The sequence below is a fragment of the Niastella sp. genome (genome assembly GCF_045805085.1).
Classification (GTDB): domain Bacteria; phylum Bacteroidota; class Bacteroidia; order Chitinophagales; family Chitinophagaceae; genus Niastella.
The window spans coordinates 1-18571 of record NZ_JBJMLX010000199.1 but is presented as its reverse complement, the minus strand read 5'-3'; the positions used below and the strand labels follow the sequence as shown (position 1 = coordinate 18571).

Below are 18571 nucleotides of genomic sequence, written 5' to 3'. Positions count from 1 at the left end.
GGGTGGCCTTGCTTAAGTCAGCTCCGCTCACAAAGCCAATAGGTGCTATTACCGGGGGCTCAATATCAAGCACCAGCTGAAAACCTCCCAGATCGCGGAACCGGGTAGAAGCCCAGTTTCCCTGCCATTGCACTTTTTGTACTTCATTTTTAGTGCCTGCAAACCATTGCATCACCGTGCGGGATTTTTCTGCATCGGTCAACGTTCGCAACGGTTGGATGCGAACAAGCATGGAATCCCGGATGGGGATATACGCTGCCCCAATTGTATGTATCGCTGACACCACCTGGTCATTTGAATTCGCCGATTTATTATACCGGATGTGCACCGAATCGTATAAACAACGCTCGCCAAGGTAAAATTCACAATCGGGGTTTTCCAGGCCATCCATCATCATGGGGTAGAACTGTTTGCCAGCCGGTGCCGGTTCCTGGCTACCCTTTATGAACCGAACTTTACATGCAAGCGTACTGCTGTTTCCGCTGGCGTCTTTTACCAGGATCGAAACCGTGTGTACAGCCCCGTCGCTTACGTCAATTGCGCCATTACCGCTCTTACGTTTGTAAATAGCGTTCGTATATCCCGGCAGTTCAGACAAATGTTGTAAAAAAGGTCCGCCCTGGGCTTTGGTCTTATAATCAATATGCGCATTCAGGTCGCGGGTATCGTTGTAACTGATATTATCCATTCTAAAAGCAACCACCGGCTGTTCATCAACCGTAAGAGTAGATTCAAAGATACCATTGTGGTTAGTAGAACCGGTTTGGGTATCATAAGCACCGATCCCAAAACTTATAAGGGGGGAAGAAACGGTGATAACCGACGGCGTGGTTATATAGGTTGAACCGGAATAGGCTTTTACGGGGAAAAGACGGGGCGATTGTTCATACACGCTCCGGGTTCTGTCGTATATCGCCAGCCGTTGTAACCGGGGCGGAACGTTATCTGCGATCTGAAATCCGAATAAAAAGGGATTCACATTCACGTCGGCGTCTGTACGCCTGACCTCAAAATGCAGGTGCGGCGCCTGGGAGCCACCTGTATTACCACTATTGGCCAGGAAATCGCCTTTTTTCACCGGGAAAAGATCGGGCGTTAATTCGAGAAAAACCTTCCACGATTGTTGTGCGTACTGCTGGTCTTTTACCCATTTTTCCAGTGTAGGATTAAATGCATTCAAATGGGCATATACCGTAGTAAATCCATTTGGGTGCGTGATATAAATAGCCCTGCCAAAACCATAGGGTTCTATTTTGATGCGGCTGATGTAGCCATCTGCCGCCGCATATACGGGCAGGTTTTCACGAGCGTTCGTTTTTATGTCGAGGCCCATGTGATAGTGATTGGGCCGTAATTCGCCAAAATTTCCGGCAAGGCGAATGGGTATTTCAAGCGGATCGCGGAAATAACCCTGCGGGTAACTGGCAGGCGGAAAAATCTGGGCAACCAGCGCAGAACTGTTCAATAATAAAAATAGTGTGAGTATTCTCATGGGTGATTAATATGGCTGCAAAGCTAAGTGGTTGGAAATAACCGATGAAATGTTATATAAAAATTGAGATGGGTCAACTTGGAAACGTGAACAAAAATTCATTGTTAAATAAACATTAAGGCGGGTTACCTGCACAGTTAAATCAGAATAAAATAAAAATGGATCTGCTAAGGGTTATCAACTGTTAATTTTAAAAAATACCCACATAGTGGTATGATTTTTATAAACATTGGAACAGCATTTGGCGTATATAAGTTGTCTTAAAATAATAACAGTATAGTCAGAAAATTTTTACAAACTCGGTTTATGAAAACGCTAAGGAATAGGATGATACTAGTATTGGCGCTGTCGGTTGGAACGATAGTAGGTATCTTTCGTGGAAATGAAGCTAAACAAAAATGGGTATTCCGTATCAGAAGCCGTTTTGACGAAAAACGTCAAATGGCCGAAGAGAAAAAACTGGTACGGGGTGGAGGTGTTGCACTTGATGACATTGAATTGGCCGCTTTTCACAACAACTGATTAAAAATAAATTTCAGCCAGCAATTCAAAGCCTTTGCCGGATGGTAAAGGCTTTTTTATTGGAGCTCGAACCGTGGAATATCCTCTTTTCCAGTGGAATATCTTCTTTCCCATTTGTCCCTTTTATCCTATACATCTCACCAATCCTCGTACTGACAAAAATTAATCAGCAAAATTCCCCTCGCTGCCTTACTTTTGCGCAATTTATCCCGCCAATATGGCCACAAAATTGTGCAGGAAAGGCGCCAGATAAAGGTTCAACCAAGGTTTAAATAAAAAAAATCGCTCTTTACTCAAAATGCCAAAAGACACTTCTATCAAGTCAGTACTAATTATCGGTTCAGGTCCCATTGTTATCGGCCAGGCTTGTGAATTTGATTATTCCGGTTCACAGGCAGCCCGTAGTATCAGGGAAGAAGGAATTAAAGTAATTCTAATCAACAGTAATCCAGCTACCATCATGACCGATCCTATGATGGCCGATAAGGTTTACCTGTTGCCACTGACGGTAGAAAGCATTGAGCAAATTCTGGAAGAAAACCAGATTGATGCGGTGCTACCGACCATGGGCGGACAAACAGCCTTAAACCTGGCTAAAGAGGCAGCAGAATTAGGTGTGTGGGAAAAATACAACGTTCGATTGATCGGCGTTGATATTGCCGCCATCGACACAGCTGAAGACCGGGAAAAATTCCGCCAGCTGATGTTGAAGATAGGCGTTGCGGTTGCTCCCTCAAGAGTAGCCAACTCCCTGCTCGAAGGAAAGGAATTTGCCCAGGAAATTGGATTCCCCCTCGTAATTCGCCCCTCATTCACCCTGGGTGGAACCGGTGGCGGATTCGTTCACGACAAAACTGAGCTGGAAGCTGCCCTTGACAGAGGGTTGAAAGCTTCTCCCATACATGAAGTACTGGTTGAAAAAGCCGTACTGGGTTGGAAAGAATACGAGCTGGAACTGTTGCGCGACATGAATGATAACGTAGCCATCATTTGCACCGTCGAGAACCTCGACCCAATGGGTGTACACACCGGCGACTCCATCACCGTAGCCCCGGCCATGACCTTAAGCGATACAGCTTTTCAGGACATGCGTAACAAGGCCATCCTCATGATGCGCAGCCTTGGAAATTTCGCCGGAGGTTGTAACGTGCAGTTTGCATTGAATCCCGCAACAGAAGAACTGATCTCCGTTGAAATAAATCCGCGCGTAAGCCGGTCGTCGGCCCTGGCCTCCAAAGCCACGGGTTACCCTATTGCCAAAATAGCCGCTAAACTCGCTATTGGCTATAACCTCGATGAATTAAAGAACCAGATCACCCAAACCACTTCAGCGTACTTTGAGCCTGCACTGGATTACGTGATCGTGAAAATGCCCCGCTGGAACTTCGACAAATTCAAAGGCGCCAACGATACCCTTGGTCTGCAAATGAAAAGTGTAGGTGAGGTAATGTCAATCGGCAGAAGCTTTACTGAAGCCATTCAAAAAGCCTGTCAGAGCCTCGAGAACAACGCGGTTGGACTGGGCTACTACGGAAAAAGCCAGATGCACGCTGAAGAACTGATCGAATACATCAAGACCCCGAAATGGGACCGCATCTTCCGCATTAAAGATGCCCTGATGGCTAGTGTTTCGGTTGGAACCATTGCCAAAGCCACTCTCATCGACCGCTGGTTTATCAATGAGATCAAAAAGATCGTTGATCTGGAAAAAGAGATAGAAAAATACAAAACAGCCACCCTGCCTGTTGAACTGCTGAAAGAAGCCAAATTCATGGGCTTTAGCGATGAACAGATCTGCAAAATAATGCAGGATGGCACCGATGAAGAAATATACGCAAAACGGAAAGCAGCAGGCATTACCCGCGTTTACAAAATGGTTGATACCTGCAGCGCCGAGTTTGAAGCCAAAACACCTTACTTCTACTCTACTTTCGAGTCGGGTAACATTTCTGAAAGCAAAGTCAGCGACCGCAAAAAAGTGATCGTGCTCGGTTCAGGCCCCAACCGCATTGGTCAGGGTATTGAGTTCGACTACTGCTGTGTGCATGGTTTGCTGGCGCTGAAAGAGTGCGGTTACGAAGCCATTATGATGAACTGTAACCCCGAAACGGTGTCTACGGACTTCGACATGGCCGATAAACTGTACTTTGAACCCGTATTCTGGGAGCACCTGTGGGAACTGATCGAGCATGAAAAACCAGAAGGTGTTATTGTTCAGTTGGGCGGACAAACAGCCCTGAAGCTGGCCGAGCGCTTAACCAAGAAAGGCGTTAAGATCATCGGTACTTCGTTCGATAACATGGACATCGCAGAAGACCGCGGTCGCTTTAGCGATATGCTGAAGGAACTGGGCATTCCCTATCCTAATTACGGAACAGCCTTTACAGTTGATGAAGCAGTTGCAGTAGCCAATAAAGTAGGTTACCCTGTACTGGTTCGTCCCAGCTATGTATTAGGTGGTCAGCGCATGCGTATCGTAATCAACGACGAAGAAGTTGAAAAAGCAGTAGTAAGCCTGCTGAAACATATCCCCGGCAACAAGATCCTCATCGACCACTTCCTCGATCGTTGTCAGGAAGCCGAAATCGACGCCATTTGCGATGGTGAAAGCGTTCACATAATGGGTGTAATGGAACACATTGAGCCTGCTGGTATCCATAGCGGCGATAGCAATGCGGTGTTACCTCAGTTCAACCTGAGCCCGCTGGTTGTGGAAACTATGGAAGAATACGCCCGCAAGATCGCGTTCAAATTAAATATCAAAGGACTTATCAACATTCAGTTTGCCATCAAAGATGGTAAAGTGCATGTGATTGAAGCCAATCCACGCGCATCACGCACAACACCGTTTATTGCCAAAGCCTACCAGATCCCCTACCTGAATGTAGCTACCAAGGTTATGTTAGGCGCCAATAAACTGCGCGACTTTAAATTCGTAAAACGCCTGAAGGGCTATGCGATCAAAGAGCCGGTGTTCAGCTTTGAAAAATTCCCTGGCGTTAGCAAAGAGCTGGGACCTGAAATGAAAAGCACTGGTGAAGCCATCCGCTTTATCAAAGACCTGCGCGATCCATACTTCCGCCAGTTGTACAAAGACAGAAGTATGTACCTGAGTAAATAGTTCATTGTAACGCTATAAAAAAAGCTCTCCCGATTCATCAGGAGAGCTTTTTTGTTGCTATAATAAGTTAAAGAATAATTTATATTTCCACCATATTATGCTTGATGGCGTAGATAACCAGTCCCACACGGGTTTTAACGCCCAGTTTTTCAAATAGAGAGTTACGATAGTCATCCACCGTACGGGGGCTAACAAACATTTTGCCGGCAATGTCTTTATAGGTTAATTCGGTGCAAACCCATTTCAGGAACTCTTTCTCCTTTTCGGTGAGGTGAATGGTCTCCTGCGGTTTATCCATGTCTTTATGCAACCCGCTAATGATCTTCCCGGATATAAGTTCAGAAAGGTAGAAGTCTTTAAGCAGCACCGAATCCAAAGCGAGTTTTAACTCTTCCGGCTCGGCATTCTTCATAATGTATCCCTTGGCGCCCAGGCGCAGCATGCGAATAATAATATTTTCGTCGCTGAACATGGATAGGGCCAGGATCTTTACCTGCGGAAAGTTCTTGTATATCCATTTGGCCGTTTCATACCCGTCTATATCCGGCATATTTACATCAAGTAAAATAATGTCGGGTATATTGTGGTTTTTAAGTTTATCCTTAACATCCTGTCCATTACTTGCTTCAAACAACACTTTATAATTCTCGAATGAATTTATCAACCGCGCCAGTGCATTTCGCAACAAAGTGTGGTCATCGGCAACAGCTACATGTATGTTTTTGTTAACAGTCATTATTCTCGCGCATTCACTTTTTTAATGGGGTAAGGGCAATTGAATGGTAACTATAGTGCCTTTTCCAGGTTCACTTTGCATGTCTATATCAGCACCAATAAGTTTTGCCCGGTTGAAAATACTCTTTAATCCAACACCAGCAGCAGAGGAAGTAGAATTTTTCTTTTCTGCCACATTGAAACCCACCCCGTCATCTATTATTTTCATTATGAATTTGTCATCGAGATAGGTTAGGTTCACCTGTATTTTTTGGGCCTTTGAGTGTTTTAAGATATTGTTGAGGTTTTCCTGGAATATTCTGAATAACACGATCCCTTTCTGATCGTCGAAGCTTTGTTCAATACCGGAATTTGAGAATTCAATATCCAGCAAACCCGTGCGGTTTATATTTTCCAGTTCAAAATGGATAGACTCTGCCAATCCTATCTGAGCTATACGATCGGTATGCAGGCTCTTGGTAAGGTTAGCCAGGTCAATCATAGCTTTATTCAGCGCCTGGCGGGTGCCCTGTATTGACTCATACGCCTCATGATCTTTGCTCAAAGGCAATACTGCCAGGGAAAGTTTTACCACGGATAACATCTGGCCAATATTGTCGTGCAACTCCTGACCAATATTCTTAAAGGTTTCTTCCTGTATTTCCAGTTGCGATTTCAACGTTTCCCGTTCATACTCTTCTTTCATGCGAATTATCTCCGACTCCTGCCGGTGTTGTCTGCGCTGGTACAGAAAAAGGATGGTAACAATAAAGCCCACCAGCAATACTGCCAGTATAGCGCCCATTATTATTACTATGTATATATCCGAACTCATATTAAAACCATTGCGGCAAGCAATTTAGTACAAAGTTCAATCCTATACCATCCTAAAAATCTATAATACCCTACGAATTCTCCGGAACCGTATACGGCACAGGAAAGCAATGGAAAACAAAGAATATAATAAAATATTCAGGAACTGCAGAACGGCGTTCAGGTTCAATAAAATGATACGGGGCAATCCATGCAAATGGTTCCATAAACCCACCAATGGGAAAGAACAGGTGTAAAAGAATAACAGTCCCGAACATATCCAGAATGCCGGCTCCTTCATCAGGTTCACCGAATGGGTAGTTTGAAATATTTCATAAAAATAAAAAATACAGGCGCCCACAATCAATAAACAACCTAAAGAGTAAGTATTCGTATGGAATGTATTTGTTTGAAAAAAAGTCCTGTTAATTAATACCAGTACCGGATAAATAGCCATTAACCACAAAATGACCTTTTTGACTTTTACATTATAGATGATACTCCTTAAAATGTAGAGATAAAAAATAAATTCAAATGTGGTAAATACGATATACATCGGGGTCGAATCAACTTTCTTCTTTACAAGTAGAATCCCGGCGATCTCAATAATAATGGTCAATAACAGAAAAAAGGGAAATGCTTTCAGGTATCTGGGTAGAGAAGCCTGAAAAAACAAGGCCAGAGACGCTAAAAAGCAAATCACTTCAATAATTAGAAAAATTAAGCTCATCAGGCACTAATGTAGAAAATTCAGCATTAAAAAAAAATCCGCACCGGCTAAACCGGTGCGGATCTTCAAAATATAATACGTCCTGATAATTTCTTATATCACGATCATGCCATCACCCTTATCTACGATGGTAATACCCAAACCATCATAATCAGTTTCAACGCCTCCGGGAGGATATCCACCCATATTGTAAGCCAGCAACTGCTTGCCATTGCTTGTTTGCTGGTAAACGTTCTTGTGAGCAAAGCCATTTTCTGTTTCCTGGCGATCTGTTGCTACAAACACGGTAGTTTGTTTACCGGCATATCCTGATCTTTCAGCAAAGTTTTCAGGGTATACGCCAAAGTGAATGCTGATAGCATTGGCACCGGCTGCCTTTGAACGTTGCAAAAATTCTTCTAATTCTTCAATTGTATAGAAAAGGCTCAGCGTATCCTCTTCACCCATGCGCTCAGAATTCTGTTGCCACCTTTCTTGTTTATAAGTACGAATGAGGGTATCTACGTGGTTCGTGTTTACGTATCTTCCTACCGCTAAGGAATTTTTTTCAATTGTAGTCATAGCTTGTAAGTTTTGTTTAGTGTGATTGTGTTGTCGATGTAAAAGTAGGGGCGGGGGCACAGCAAACTTCGGCTACAACTAAATGTTAGACAACTAATTACAAATTACTATTATTCATAACGTGAAGGAGTTCAACGAGTCACGTGAAAAAGACGGTGCAAATACCGTGAAATGAGGAAGAATTAACCGTTTAAAAAACATCGCTTACCCCCGTCTATTTACGGGGGTATTCAGCCCGCTAATTCCCCGTACAAAATACCGTAGTTAATAAATCGCGCTTTTCTGGCATGTATCCGGTTTTTGTCTGAAATTAGACATGGAGAGTTGCTATCATCCCGTTTTATAAATCCAATGGTCCTGTGAAAACATGCCGACAGATTTCCTCAAGGCTTTTGTTATCCACAAATCCTCTTGAGGAAATTTTATTCTGAAAACAGAATTTTCCTTTTTCAAACTACCTGCTTTATCTTTTTACCATTAGCCTTGTCCTTTTTTGATAAAGTAGGTAGTTTGTTTTTAAATCCTCCCTCTCACCATTCCCGTCATTCACAGATTCCATTGTAATTTCCTATTGCTGATCTGATGTAATTTCACTTAGTAATATGTCTCATTTGCCTGTCTGGCCCATTTGGAAAGAATCCCCTTTTATCCGGCTAATAATTCCGCTTATCGCTGGCATAGCTAATCAGTGGTATTGGCCCTCCCCTATTCTTTTTATGTGGCTTCTTTTCGCCTTCAGCACTGTTGCGCTCTGGCTTCTTTATGCTCAGCCCCTTTCACGCCAATACCATACCCAATGGCTTAATGGCGTATGCTTGCACGCAACACTATTTGCCACAGGAGGTTTAGTTCTATTTTATGGTGATATCCAACATCAAAAAACGAGTATTACCAGGCAGAATACAGCAGGAAAGGTTATTCTGGTAACCATTGAAGAACCACTGACTGAAAAAACACAATCCTATAAAACCATTGCATCCGTTCAGGCAGTTTTGTTTGACCATTTTATTAACAAAGCCAGCGGGAAGATCCTTCTCTACTTTCAAAAAGACAGTACCAGCCAACATCTTCACTATGGCAAACAATTATTACTCTATAAAGCATTGCAACCGGTAAAAAATACTGGTAACCCGGGCTGCTTCGACTATAAGCGGTATTGCGCTTTTCAAGGCATTTCGCACCAGGTGAACCTTAAGCAGGGCGAGTATGTACCCCTCAAAATAGAAAATGAAAATCTGTTTCGGAAATTTCTTTTTTCCACAAGAGCCAAAATTGTTTTGCTCCTTAAAAGATACATCCCCGGCGAAAAAGAAGCCGGACTTGCTGAGGCCATGCTTATAGGTTATAAAGAAGATCTTGACCAACGCCTGGTACAATCCTATTCTAATACAGGGGTAGTGCATATCATTGCCATTTCGGGCTTACACCTTGGATTAATATACTGGCTGTTAACGCTCTTATGCAAACCACTGGCACAACGTAAAGGAGGTAAACTGGTACAACCCATCCTCATTATTGCAGGCCTTTGGTTATTCAGTTTTGTTGCGGGCGGCTCACCCTCCGTGCTGCGTTCGGCAGTTATGTTCACCTGCGTGGTTATAGGGGCGCACCTAAACAGAAAAACATCTATTTATAACAGCCTCGCGGCCTCTGCCTTTCTATTGCTTTGTTATGATCCATTCTGGCTTTGGGATGCGGGTTTTCAATTGTCATACGCTGCGGTGCTGAGCCTCGCCATATTTTACAAACCCATTTATAACCTCTTGTTTGTATCGAATAAGTTGTTGGACCTTTTATGGAAGTCGATAAGCGTTACACTGGCCGCACAAATACTTACGGTACCGGTTTCTATTTACCTCTTTCATCAGTTCCCTAATTTATTTCTCATTGCCAATTTGCTGGCTGTTCCCTTATCGAGCCTGATCATTATTGGAGAAATAATACTTTGTGCAGTGGGAATGTTTCCTTTTATAGCATCATGGGTAGGCTATCTGTTGCATCATACTATCTATTGGCTGAATACATTTATTGAACAGGTAGGCAACCTGCCCTATGCCACCATGGGCAACCTGCAAATAAATGAGGCGCAACTGGTTTGCCTGTACGTATTTATCAGCACTATGGCCTGGTGGTTATTGAATAATAAACGCAAGGGGGCTGTATTGTCGCTTATGGCGCTTTTGTTCTTTATAATATTCCGGGCAGTTGAAATCTGGAATACGGGACAACAGAAAAAATTGATTGTTTATAACATTCCCCGGCATAGCGCCATTGACGTTATGGTAGGTACAAAATACTTTTTCAAGGGGGATAGTTTGTTACAACATGATGACCTATTGCAAAAATTTCACCTGCAACCATGTCGGTTACTACACCGCGTAATCAACACATTTAACCCCGGGAATATACTGGTTGAAAAGAACTTTTTCCGGGTCGGGAACACCTCCTTTCTACTTTTTGATACTTCATTGGACCTCACAACATTTTACCCAAAGACCCCGATTGATATTATTATACTTTCCAATAATCCGCCCATTCAGATTGCGCAATTAACGGGTGCATTTCAGTGCCGCCAGTTCGTCTTTGACGCATCCAATCCGGCCTGGAAAGTGGCCAAATGGCAACAGGAATGCGCCCAACTGGGGCTTGCCGCCTTTTCGGTGGCCGACAAGGGTGCTTTTGTTTTCAACCTGTATTAACTTACCTTTGCGCCCTTAAATCAACTATTGATAAGCCATTGATGGTTGGTAATCCCCAATGTCCCTTTCACTACTTCCGAATAAAATACGTATATGACCAAAAAGATACAGTCTGCATTAATTTCCGTTTTTTATAAAGATGGTCTTGAACCGCTTGTGAAGGTGCTGCACGAGCAAGGCATTACCATCTACTCAACTGGTGGTACTCAATCATTTATAGAAAAATTGGGCATTCCGGTGGTACCAGTCGAGAATTTAACTACCTACCCTTCTATATTAGGTGGGCGGGTAAAAACTCTGCATCCTTCGGTTTTTGGGGGTATTCTGGGTCGCAGGGAGCTGGAATCGGATATTCAGGAAATGAAGCAATATAACATTCCGGAAATCGACCTGGTTATTGTTGACCTGTATCCTTTTGAGGAAACTGTTGCCAGCACTTCTGAAGAAAAGCTGATCATCGAAAAAATTGATATCGGTGGGCCTTCCATGATCCGCGGCGCAGCCAAAAACTTCAGCCATGTGACGGTTTTAGCGGCAAAATCTGATTACCAGGTGCTGGCCGATATGCTGACTGAACAAAGCGGTACTACTACCCTGGACCAACGCCGGGCTTTTGCTTCCAAAGCATTTCAAATTGTAGCCCATTACGATATGGCTATTGCAAAATATTTTAATCCGGAAGGCGATCTGTATTTCCTGGAATCAATTCCCAGTCCCAAAACCATGCGTTATGGCGAAAACCCGCACCAAACCGGTGTGTTCTATGGCGATCTGAATCAATTGTTCGATCAGCTGAATGGCAAAGAACTTTCTTATAATAACCTGGTTGATGTTGAGGCTGCGGTGCAACTGATCAATGATTTCGGTGCTGGTGAAACCGGTGCCGTGTTCGCGATCATTAAACACACCAACGTTTGCGGTATCGCTTCAAGAGATACAGTTAAAGCTGCCTGGGATTCAGCCCTGGCCGGCGACACCGAAAGCGCCTTTGGCGGTGTTTTGGTTTGTAACAAACCCATTGACAAGGCCACTGCCGATGCTATCAATGAAATCTTCTTTGAAGTATTGATCGCTCCTTCATTTAATGAGGATGCCCTCGCGGTGTTAAAATCAAAAAAGAATCGCATCCTGTTACAACAGAAATCTACTGCCAGCCGTCCCAATCAATACAAATCAGTATTAAATGGTGTGTTGGCGCAGGGCGAGGATAAGGGAAATTACCTGGAGTGGAAAGAAGTTGGTGGCCGTGAAAGCAATGCAGCAGAGAAAAGTGATATGGAATTTGCCAACATCGTTTGCAAACACCTGAAGTCAAACGCCATTGCACTGATTAAAAATAAACAACTGATTGGTAAAGGCTGCGGACAAACCAGCCGTGTTGATGCCTTGCGTCATGCATTGGAGAAAGCCCGTCAGTTTGAATTTGACCTGAATGGAGCCGTACTGGCCAGTGATGCGTTCTTCCCCTTCAATGATTGTGTGCAGTTAGGTCATGCAGCAGGGATCACCGCCTTTATTCAACCAGGTGGTTCTGTTCGCGACAAGGATTCTATAGAATACTGCCAGCAACATCAGTTAGCTATGGTTATGACCGGTATGCGCCACTTTAAACACTAATTGTTACGATTACAATATAATAACAAAGTCCTGGCGGTATCGCCAGGACTTTGTTATTATATCTATTCATCAGTATACGCATCCCAATACACGGTTTCTTTCATAAACAGCTCAAACATCTTGCGCCAGCCTTCGTATGCGGGATCAGTACCTAAAATGAAGTTGTGCCAGATGGGGATAAAAACGCCCTTACAACCTTTTACCCGCTCATAATACTGTATCAGCTCGTTGTACGTTTGCTGCGGGTTTTGCTTTTGTTCAAATAACGAATTGGCATCCATAAAACAAAACGGATAGATCATCAGCGAAGTTGCCTGCTCCTTTTGCAGATCGTACCAATAAAAAGGCGAACATACGGAGGCCCTGAATCCGTTGATGGTGGGATAGCCCATGGAGAAATCTTTCTCAATGCCTGCTTCTATTAACCGGCGGTAGGTTACAGGCATGGAAACACGAATATAATGTTGCCGGCTGTGCGTTATCTTTTTATCGCCTACCACTTCCAGCCATTCCACTTCTTCTTTTAGCAAGGCCGCATCATCACCACTTTGCCAGGATGGATGCACACCTAAATGCCAGGTATTGGCATAATAGGTAACCAGGTCACGGAATGGCTTTTTATTGCAGGAATTATTTTTATCGTAACGACCGGCTTTTTTAGCTGCCAGGAAAAAGAAATGTGGCTTCAGGCGACAGTATAAATGCCAGGCATCCAGCCACTCAAAACAATCAAAGGGATCTTTCCGTTTACCGCGCAACACCAGCCACCTGTCTTTTACGCGTGCCCACTCCCTTTTTCGAATTGAATTATAAAAACCGCCCAACGTTCGCATCCAACCTTTATGCAGGTACGACCAGGCCATATCAACGTCGTACGTCAATAAACATTTAAACTGCGCCTGTTTAAAAATCAACTCAGGAAATTTGTTCTCCAAATCTTTTTTAAACGATTGCAGCCAGTAATTAATCAGGGGCTGTGTTAAAAAATGTTCGCGATATGCCAGGGAGTTGATGTGGGCATAACGGCCATATTCATCTATGGCATGGGGCAGGTACTCTTCGTAGCGGCTAAGCAAATAAAAGGAAGCTGCAAATATATCGAAGGGGAAATCGCCTGAGGTTTCAAAAAATGCCTTGTAAAAATTCACCTCAAAACATTCAAAGTGCTGCGGTTGAATACCCGTTTCAAACAATAAATGGGTGCTGCGCAGAAAGAACTCGTCATCAGAAAACTCCTGGGTCGAATAATTTAACCGGGGTTGTTTCGATGCTTTAAAATAAGCGGCATCGGTAGTAATGGCGATGCCTTCATCAAATAACTCCTTACCAATAAAGTCAACAATGTATTGCAGCCGTGGCGTTATGGTATGGGTGTATAGAAGTAGCATCAGTAGCTGCAAAATAAAAAAGTCAACCGTAATAGTTGACTTTTTAGCTATATTTTTAAGTGGATGTTTAGTGATTCTTTTCCTTCCACATTTCATTAAAGGTCTTTCCTGCAAAGTTCAGGTCGGCCCGGTGGGTGGTCCAGCCTTTAAATACTTTATTCACCATCCAGTTCTTCAACTTCTGGTTACCCATATTATACATGTTTCGGTGCAGGGTGGCTTGTTTCCATACTTTCCAGGCAACCTTTTCGCCCCAACTATAATCCCCTTCTTCCACCGCATCGTGTCTGTTCTCCAGCAATATTTCGTGCAGGTTGATCTTTACCGCGCATACTTCCGTACAGTTACCACACAGGGAAGAAGCGTAGCTTAAGTGCTTCCATTCCTCCAAACCTTTCAATTGCGGCGTAATTACCGCGCCGATAGGTCCGCTGTAAGTGCTTTCGTACGCATGGCCGCCAATGTTCTTATAAACAGGACAGGCGTTCAAACAGGCGCCACAACGTATGCAATACAAGCTTTCGCGGGTGCGCTCATTGGCCAGAATGTTCGTACGGCCGTTATCGAGGAGTATTACATACATTTCATCGGGACCATCGGGTTCGCCCGCCTGTCTTGGCCCTGATACAATGGTATTATAAGAAGTGATCTGCTGCCCGGTACCATAGGTTGCCAGCAATGGCCAAAAGAGGGCCAGATCATTCATGGAAGGAATAACCTTTTCAATACCGGTAATAACGATGTGTGTTTTGGGGAATGCGTTACTTAAACGGGCATTTCCCTCATTTTCGCTTATAGCTACTCCACCAATATCTGCCAGTATAAAGTTGGCGCCGGTAATACCTATTTCAGCCTGTACATACTTCTCCCGCAACACATCACGGGCCACCAGGGTCAGTTGCTCGGCCGATAAGTTAGGCGCCACATGTAACTTTTCAGAAAATAATTTCGCGATATCCTCCCGGCTTTTGTGCATAGCGGGGGTAACAATATGGTAGGGGGGCTCGCCATCCAGCTGTTGAATATATTCACCCAGGTCAGTTTCAACACTTTCAATGCCCTGTTCTTCCAGATGATCGTTCAGGTGAATTTCTTCCGTCACCATACTTTTACTCTTCACGATGGTTTTGCAATTCTTCGCCTTGCAGATCTTCAGCACTTCTTCCACCGCCTGTTTAGCATCTTCCGCCCAAATCACCTTGCCACCGCGCTTAGTTAACAGCGCTTCAAACTGCTCGAGGTTTTTATCGAGGTTCTCAATGGCCCGCCATTTTAGATTTTTGGCTCTTTCCCGTGCGAGGTGAACATCTGTAAACTGCGTTTTACCCAGGGGTACAGCAGCATTATACTTACCTATATTAAAGTTTATTTTCCTTCTGTGTTCCAGATCAGCAGCCTTAATGGTGCTTTTCGCCATGAAAGAGGAGGAATGTTCACTCATTCTCAGTACTTTGTTTTAAGTTTTATTTGCGCTTGTCAGATTTAAACTCTGTGGCGGCCGTTTCCAGGGCATTATAAAAGTCTTCGCCGTATTTGCGAACAATGGGTTCTTTCAGGAATTTATACACCGGTACTTTTAATTTCTTTCCAAAGGAGCAGGCCGGGCTGCATAATGTAGGCCGGGGCTCGTAGTTCATACGATCGTAATCACCCTTTTTGCCGGTTTTTTGAATTATGGGGAAGAAATGACAGCTGATAGGCTTTTTCCAGTTGATAACACCATCGTTATAAGCCTGCTCAAAAGCACATTTAATAATGCCTTTTTCGTCGCGGGTGCCGTACACGCAGATCTCATTATCGCCACCCAGGGTGGGTGTTACCCAGCCAAATTCTCTATGATAAACATATTTGCCTTTACGCTCAATTTCGGCAATAGAAGCCGGAGTGAGGTAGGGTTTTATTTTTTCGTACAGGCCGATCATAATGTCGAGCTCTTCATCTTCCAGCGGTGCGCCGGCATCTCCTTCTTCACAACAGCCGCCCTTACATTTGTTAAGGTCGCACACAAATTGCGCTTCGGCAATTTCATCACTGATCAACACTTTGTCTACTACTATCACTTAAAAAGGTTTTAAAACGTAAAATTAAACATAAACTGGCTGTGGGCGCTGGCAAAGTTTTACCGGAATTTGTCTTTTACAGGCTTGGGGCCATTATTTCCACCTGAAGGTATTGATAAGGTGCTTCATATCATCCTGTAAAAAGTTGTTAACCACGCCCAGCGAATCTTCATTTGGGCTGGCGTCGAAGTACAGGGCGCCGCGTAAAAAATGCTTTGCTGAGTCGGTTACAAAGAATTGTTTGGCAGTGGCTGCATTGCCGCCCACTGAAAAAAATACCCCGCCTACCCCATTGGGCGTATGCATGGCCGAGTCAACGATCTCCGTGGCCCGGCTGCTGTGTTTATAGGTCATATTGTAAGCGTCGTTCACCAGTTTGTTCAGGTCGCTCTTGCCTATCTCTTTATAACTGATATAAATTTTCCCGTGAAACCGGGGAAAGTCGATATTGATCCAGTAGGGGTTCTCGGGTTTATCTTCAAAAAAAGTAGTGTCTTTTAAAATGGAAGCATATACCGGGTATTCAAATGTGTAAGGGTAGCCAGGCTGCTCAAATACCTTGTATTCATGTGGGGGAAATTCAATCTTGAAATATCCTTTCCGTTTGGGGGTGTACGTACTGTTGCAGGCTACTACCGAGGTCAGTAAAACGATAAGGGGAACGTACTTTAACAGCGATGTTTTCATTAATATTACTAGCTAACTTGTTTATCCTGTTTAATATTGATGGTTACTTTTATTTTCCGAATGCGGTTGCGGTCAACTTCGAGCGCTACAAAATCAAAATCGCCCACAGAGGCGGTGTCGTTAACTTTTGGGATCTCACCCACCAGTTCCAGCATTAAGCCGGCCATGGAATCGCTGTCGCCCTTTACCTGATCGAATGTATCCTCACCCAGGTTCATCATTTTGCAGGCATCGTGTATCATGGTGCGGCCTTCGAAAATATAAGTGTGCTCGTCTATTTTCTTGATGCCGGTTTCTTCTTCATCAAATTCATCCCTGATGTCGCCAATGATCTCTTCGAGTATGTCTTCCAGGGTAACAATACCGCTGGTTCCGCCAAACTCATCCACCACCACGGCAAAGTGCACATGCCTGGTTTGAAATTCTTTCAGCAGGTCTTCAATATGCTTTTGTTCGTGTACAAAAAATGGGGGCCGAACAACAACATGCCAGTCAAAATTATCGGCTTCGTTCAAATACGGTAACAGGTCTTTGGTGTGAACGATACCAACAATATCGTCAAGGCTTTTGCGGTAAACCGGCAGGCGGGAATAATGCAGTTCTTCCACTTTTCTTTTTAAAGCCAGAAAGCTGGCTTCGTATTCAATTCCATTCACATCGAGCCGGGTACGCATGATCTGCTTTACGGTAATGTTGGGAAATTTATAAATACCGGCCAGTATGCGTTGCTCTTCTTCTTCGTGTATGGTGCTTTTAATAGCCTGTTCCAGTTGCTGGTGGGTATAGGCCCGGGAAGCTTTGCCGCCTAATAACGATTCAAGGCCATCAGAGATCCTGAGCAGCCAGGTAGAGATCCGTTTGAACATGTAAAAGATCACTTCTACCAGAAAGGAGGCTTCGTAGGCGGAGCGAAGGTTATTTTGGGAAGCCCGCACCTTGGGGAGTATTTCGCCAAAAAGTATGATGAGGGAAGAAATAATAACCAGTTTTATCCCATACCCTACCCACATAGACACATTCCCGGGTTTTATGATCAGTACCTGGTCAATAAAAAAGTTGAGGAGGATGATAATGGCAATGTTCACCAGGGTATTGGAGATCATCAGGGAAGCCTGCAGGGCCCTGGGTTCTTCCAGCAGGGTGGCAATCCTTTTCCAGCCGGTGTCCTGCTTTGTTTTGAGCATATTGATATCCCGGTACGTAAGGGAAAAGAAAGCCATTTCAGCGCCGGAAATAAAAAAAGATAGCAGTAATAACACCAGCACTGCAGCGGCCAGCAGAGTGGTAGCCTGTACGTTGGTCACCATCCACAACAGCTTAAACACATACTCAACTCCAAAATTCAACAAAGGCTTATCCAAAACTTGGGGTTTTCATGAATAAAATTGATCTCATCAAGTCGAATTACATCCCAGTCGTTAAATCCTTAATTAACAAAGTTAATCAGAAAGGGGTCGATTAAAAGCAATTTTATACTCCTTTAATCGGCCCCCTGCTGATTTTATTTTTGAACTGCAAAAATAATGGGTTGGGTTAGAATGGCAAATCCTGGGATGGGGTATCACTTATGGGTGGTATATCGGCACTGTTAAATCCCTCTACGTTGTCGCTATGAGGCGTGGTTGTGCCATGTGAGCCATGCGTGGCATCGGCCCTTTTATCCAGCATGATCAGATTATCACCTACAACTTCGGTTGCAAATTTTTTGTTCCCTTCCTTATCTTCCCAGCTACGAGTACGGAGTCGGCCCTCGATGTATACCAGGCTGCCTTTGTGCAGGTACTTTTGCGCCAGCTCTGCCAATCCTCTCCAAAGTACCACGGTATGCCATTCTGTTTGAGAAATGAGCTTGCCCGATCTGTCTTTAAATGTTTCGGTGGTGGCCAAAGGAAATTTGGCTACGGCAATATGTCCCTCAAGGTGCTGTGTATCCGGGTCCTTTCCTAAATTACCTATTAGCATTACCCTGTTTACTCCTCTCATAGATGGTGAGTTTGATGTTAATAATCGTCTGCGCCTTTTTATTCCTTTTTAAAGTTAAATTTTTTAATAGAAAAAAATAGAATTTTTTAGCCTGATTATGACCCGGATATCCGTCTGTAGTGACTTTCACAAATCGTATGGTTTTTCCCATGCGTATTCACAGGTGTATAGTAGTGCCCGTTGG

At 43.9% G+C, this 18571-nt stretch carries 14 protein-coding genes; 4 read left to right on the top strand and 10 right to left on the bottom strand.

Going from position 1 to position 18571, the window contains the following annotated elements; all coding sequences use genetic code 11:
* On the bottom strand, window positions 1-1492 hold a 1492-nt coding region (locus ACJ751_RS10175; protein ID WP_407745382.1), incomplete at its 3' end, for a M23 family metallopeptidase.
* 327 nt (window positions 1493-1819) lie between these two features.
* Here ACJ751_RS10175 and ACJ751_RS10170 point away from each other — a divergent pair.
* A complete protein-coding gene (locus ACJ751_RS10170) occupies window positions 1820-2014 on the top strand; it encodes a hypothetical protein (protein ID WP_407745381.1) in 195 nt (64 codons plus the stop codon).
* Window positions 2015-2312: 298 nt separating this feature from the next.
* Window positions 2313-5135, top strand: a complete 2823-nt coding sequence (carB, locus tag ACJ751_RS10165) for a carbamoyl-phosphate synthase large subunit (protein WP_407745380.1) — start codon at window positions 2313-2315, stop codon at window positions 5133-5135.
* A gap of 79 nt (window positions 5136-5214) precedes the next feature.
* Here the strand turns inward: carB and ACJ751_RS10160 are convergent, their stop codons facing one another.
* From ACJ751_RS10160 to ACJ751_RS10150, 3 genes are all read right to left on the bottom strand, one after another.
* Window positions 5215-5871: a response regulator gene (locus tag ACJ751_RS10160; protein ID WP_407745379.1), complete on the bottom strand. Its 657-nt coding sequence runs from the start codon at window positions 5869-5871 to the stop codon at window positions 5215-5217.
* A gap of 21 nt (window positions 5872-5892) precedes the next feature.
* The gene (locus ACJ751_RS10155) at window positions 5893-6684 is read right to left on the bottom strand and encodes a sensor histidine kinase (RefSeq protein ID WP_407745378.1); all 792 of its coding nucleotides are present in this window, start codon (window positions 6682-6684) and stop codon (window positions 5893-5895) included.
* An 801-nt stretch (window positions 6685-7485) separates the two neighbouring features.
* Window positions 7486-7953 carry a hypothetical protein gene (locus tag ACJ751_RS10150; protein ID WP_407745377.1) on the bottom strand — a complete coding sequence of 156 codons (468 nt, stop codon included), beginning with the start codon at window positions 7951-7953 and terminating at the stop codon, window positions 7486-7488.
* A gap of 602 nt (window positions 7954-8555) precedes the next feature.
* Between ACJ751_RS10150 and ACJ751_RS10145 the strand changes: the two genes are divergently transcribed.
* Together ACJ751_RS10145 and purH are read left to right on the top strand one after the other, a co-directional pair.
* Window positions 8556-10652 carry a ComEC/Rec2 family competence protein gene (locus tag ACJ751_RS10145; RefSeq protein ID WP_407745376.1) on the top strand — a complete coding sequence of 699 codons (2097 nt, stop codon included), beginning with the start codon at window positions 8556-8558 and terminating at the stop codon, window positions 10650-10652.
* A gap of 93 nt (window positions 10653-10745) precedes the next feature.
* Window positions 10746-12269, top strand: a complete 1524-nt coding sequence (gene purH / locus ACJ751_RS10140) for a bifunctional phosphoribosylaminoimidazolecarboxamide formyltransferase/IMP cyclohydrolase (protein ID WP_407745375.1) — start codon at window positions 10746-10748, stop codon at window positions 12267-12269.
* 62 nt (window positions 12270-12331) lie between these two features.
* Here the strand turns inward: purH and ACJ751_RS10135 are convergent, their stop codons facing one another.
* The 6 genes from ACJ751_RS10135 to ACJ751_RS10110 all read right to left on the bottom strand — a co-directional run bounded on the left by ACJ751_RS10135 (window position 12332) and on the right by ACJ751_RS10110 (window position 18387).
* Window positions 12332-13657 (bottom strand): polysaccharide deacetylase family protein, encoded by a 1326-nt coding sequence (locus ACJ751_RS10135; protein ID WP_407745374.1) that lies wholly within the window; start codon window positions 13655-13657, stop codon window positions 12332-12334.
* Between the two features lie 67 nt (window positions 13658-13724).
* Window positions 13725-15098 (bottom strand): LutB/LldF family L-lactate oxidation iron-sulfur protein, encoded by a 1374-nt coding sequence (locus tag ACJ751_RS10130; RefSeq protein ID WP_407745373.1) that lies wholly within the window; start codon window positions 15096-15098, stop codon window positions 13725-13727.
* 22 nt (window positions 15099-15120) lie between these two features.
* Window positions 15121-15717: a DUF3109 family protein gene (locus ACJ751_RS10125; protein WP_407745372.1), complete on the bottom strand. Its 597-nt coding sequence runs from the start codon at window positions 15715-15717 to the stop codon at window positions 15121-15123.
* Between the two features lie 93 nt (window positions 15718-15810).
* Window positions 15811-16404: a hypothetical protein gene (locus ACJ751_RS10120; protein WP_407745371.1), complete on the bottom strand. Its 594-nt coding sequence runs from the start codon at window positions 16402-16404 to the stop codon at window positions 15811-15813.
* A gap of 8 nt (window positions 16405-16412) precedes the next feature.
* On the bottom strand, window positions 16413-17765 hold the full coding sequence (gene gldE, locus ACJ751_RS10115; protein WP_407745370.1) for a gliding motility-associated protein GldE: 1353 nt from the start codon (window positions 17763-17765) through the stop codon (window positions 16413-16415).
* Between the two features lie 172 nt (window positions 17766-17937).
* On the bottom strand, window positions 17938-18387 hold the full coding sequence (locus tag ACJ751_RS10110) for a single-stranded DNA-binding protein (RefSeq protein ID WP_407745369.1): 450 nt from the start codon (window positions 18385-18387) through the stop codon (window positions 17938-17940).
* Between the last annotated feature and the right edge of the window lie 184 nt (window positions 18388-18571).

What these genes read in the sequence shown, in the direction of transcription:
- ACJ751_RS10170 (WP_407745381.1), top strand. Translation starts at nt 1,820, where the DNA reads ATGATACTAGTATTGGCGCTGTCGGTTGGAACGATAGTAGGTATCTTT.
- carB (WP_407745380.1), top strand. Translation starts at nt 2,313, where the DNA reads ATGCCAAAAGACACTTCTATCAAGTCAGTACTAATTATCGGTTCAGGT.
- ACJ751_RS10160 (WP_407745379.1), bottom strand. Translation starts at nt 5,871, where the DNA reads ATGACTGTTAACAAAAACATACATGTAGCTGTTGCCGATGACCACACT.
- ACJ751_RS10155 (WP_407745378.1), bottom strand. Translation starts at nt 6,684, where the DNA reads ATGAGTTCGGATATATACATAGTAATAATAATGGGCGCTATACTGGCA.
- ACJ751_RS10150 (WP_407745377.1), bottom strand. Translation starts at nt 7,953, where the DNA reads ATGACTACAATTGAAAAAAATTCCTTAGCGGTAGGAAGATACGTAAAC.
- ACJ751_RS10145 (WP_407745376.1), top strand. Translation starts at nt 8,556, where the DNA reads ATGTCTCATTTGCCTGTCTGGCCCATTTGGAAAGAATCCCCTTTTATC.
- purH (WP_407745375.1), top strand. Translation starts at nt 10,746, where the DNA reads ATGACCAAAAAGATACAGTCTGCATTAATTTCCGTTTTTTATAAAGAT.
- ACJ751_RS10135 (WP_407745374.1), bottom strand. Translation starts at nt 13,657, where the DNA reads ATGCTACTTCTATACACCCATACCATAACGCCACGGCTGCAATACATT.
- ACJ751_RS10130 (WP_407745373.1), bottom strand. Translation starts at nt 15,098, where the DNA reads ATGAGTGAACATTCCTCCTCTTTCATGGCGAAAAGCACCATTAAGGCT.
- ACJ751_RS10120 (WP_407745371.1), bottom strand. Translation starts at nt 16,404, where the DNA reads ATGAAAACATCGCTGTTAAAGTACGTTCCCCTTATCGTTTTACTGACC.
- ACJ751_RS10110 (WP_407745369.1), bottom strand. Translation starts at nt 18,387, where the DNA reads ATGAGAGGAGTAAACAGGGTAATGCTAATAGGTAATTTAGGAAAGGAC.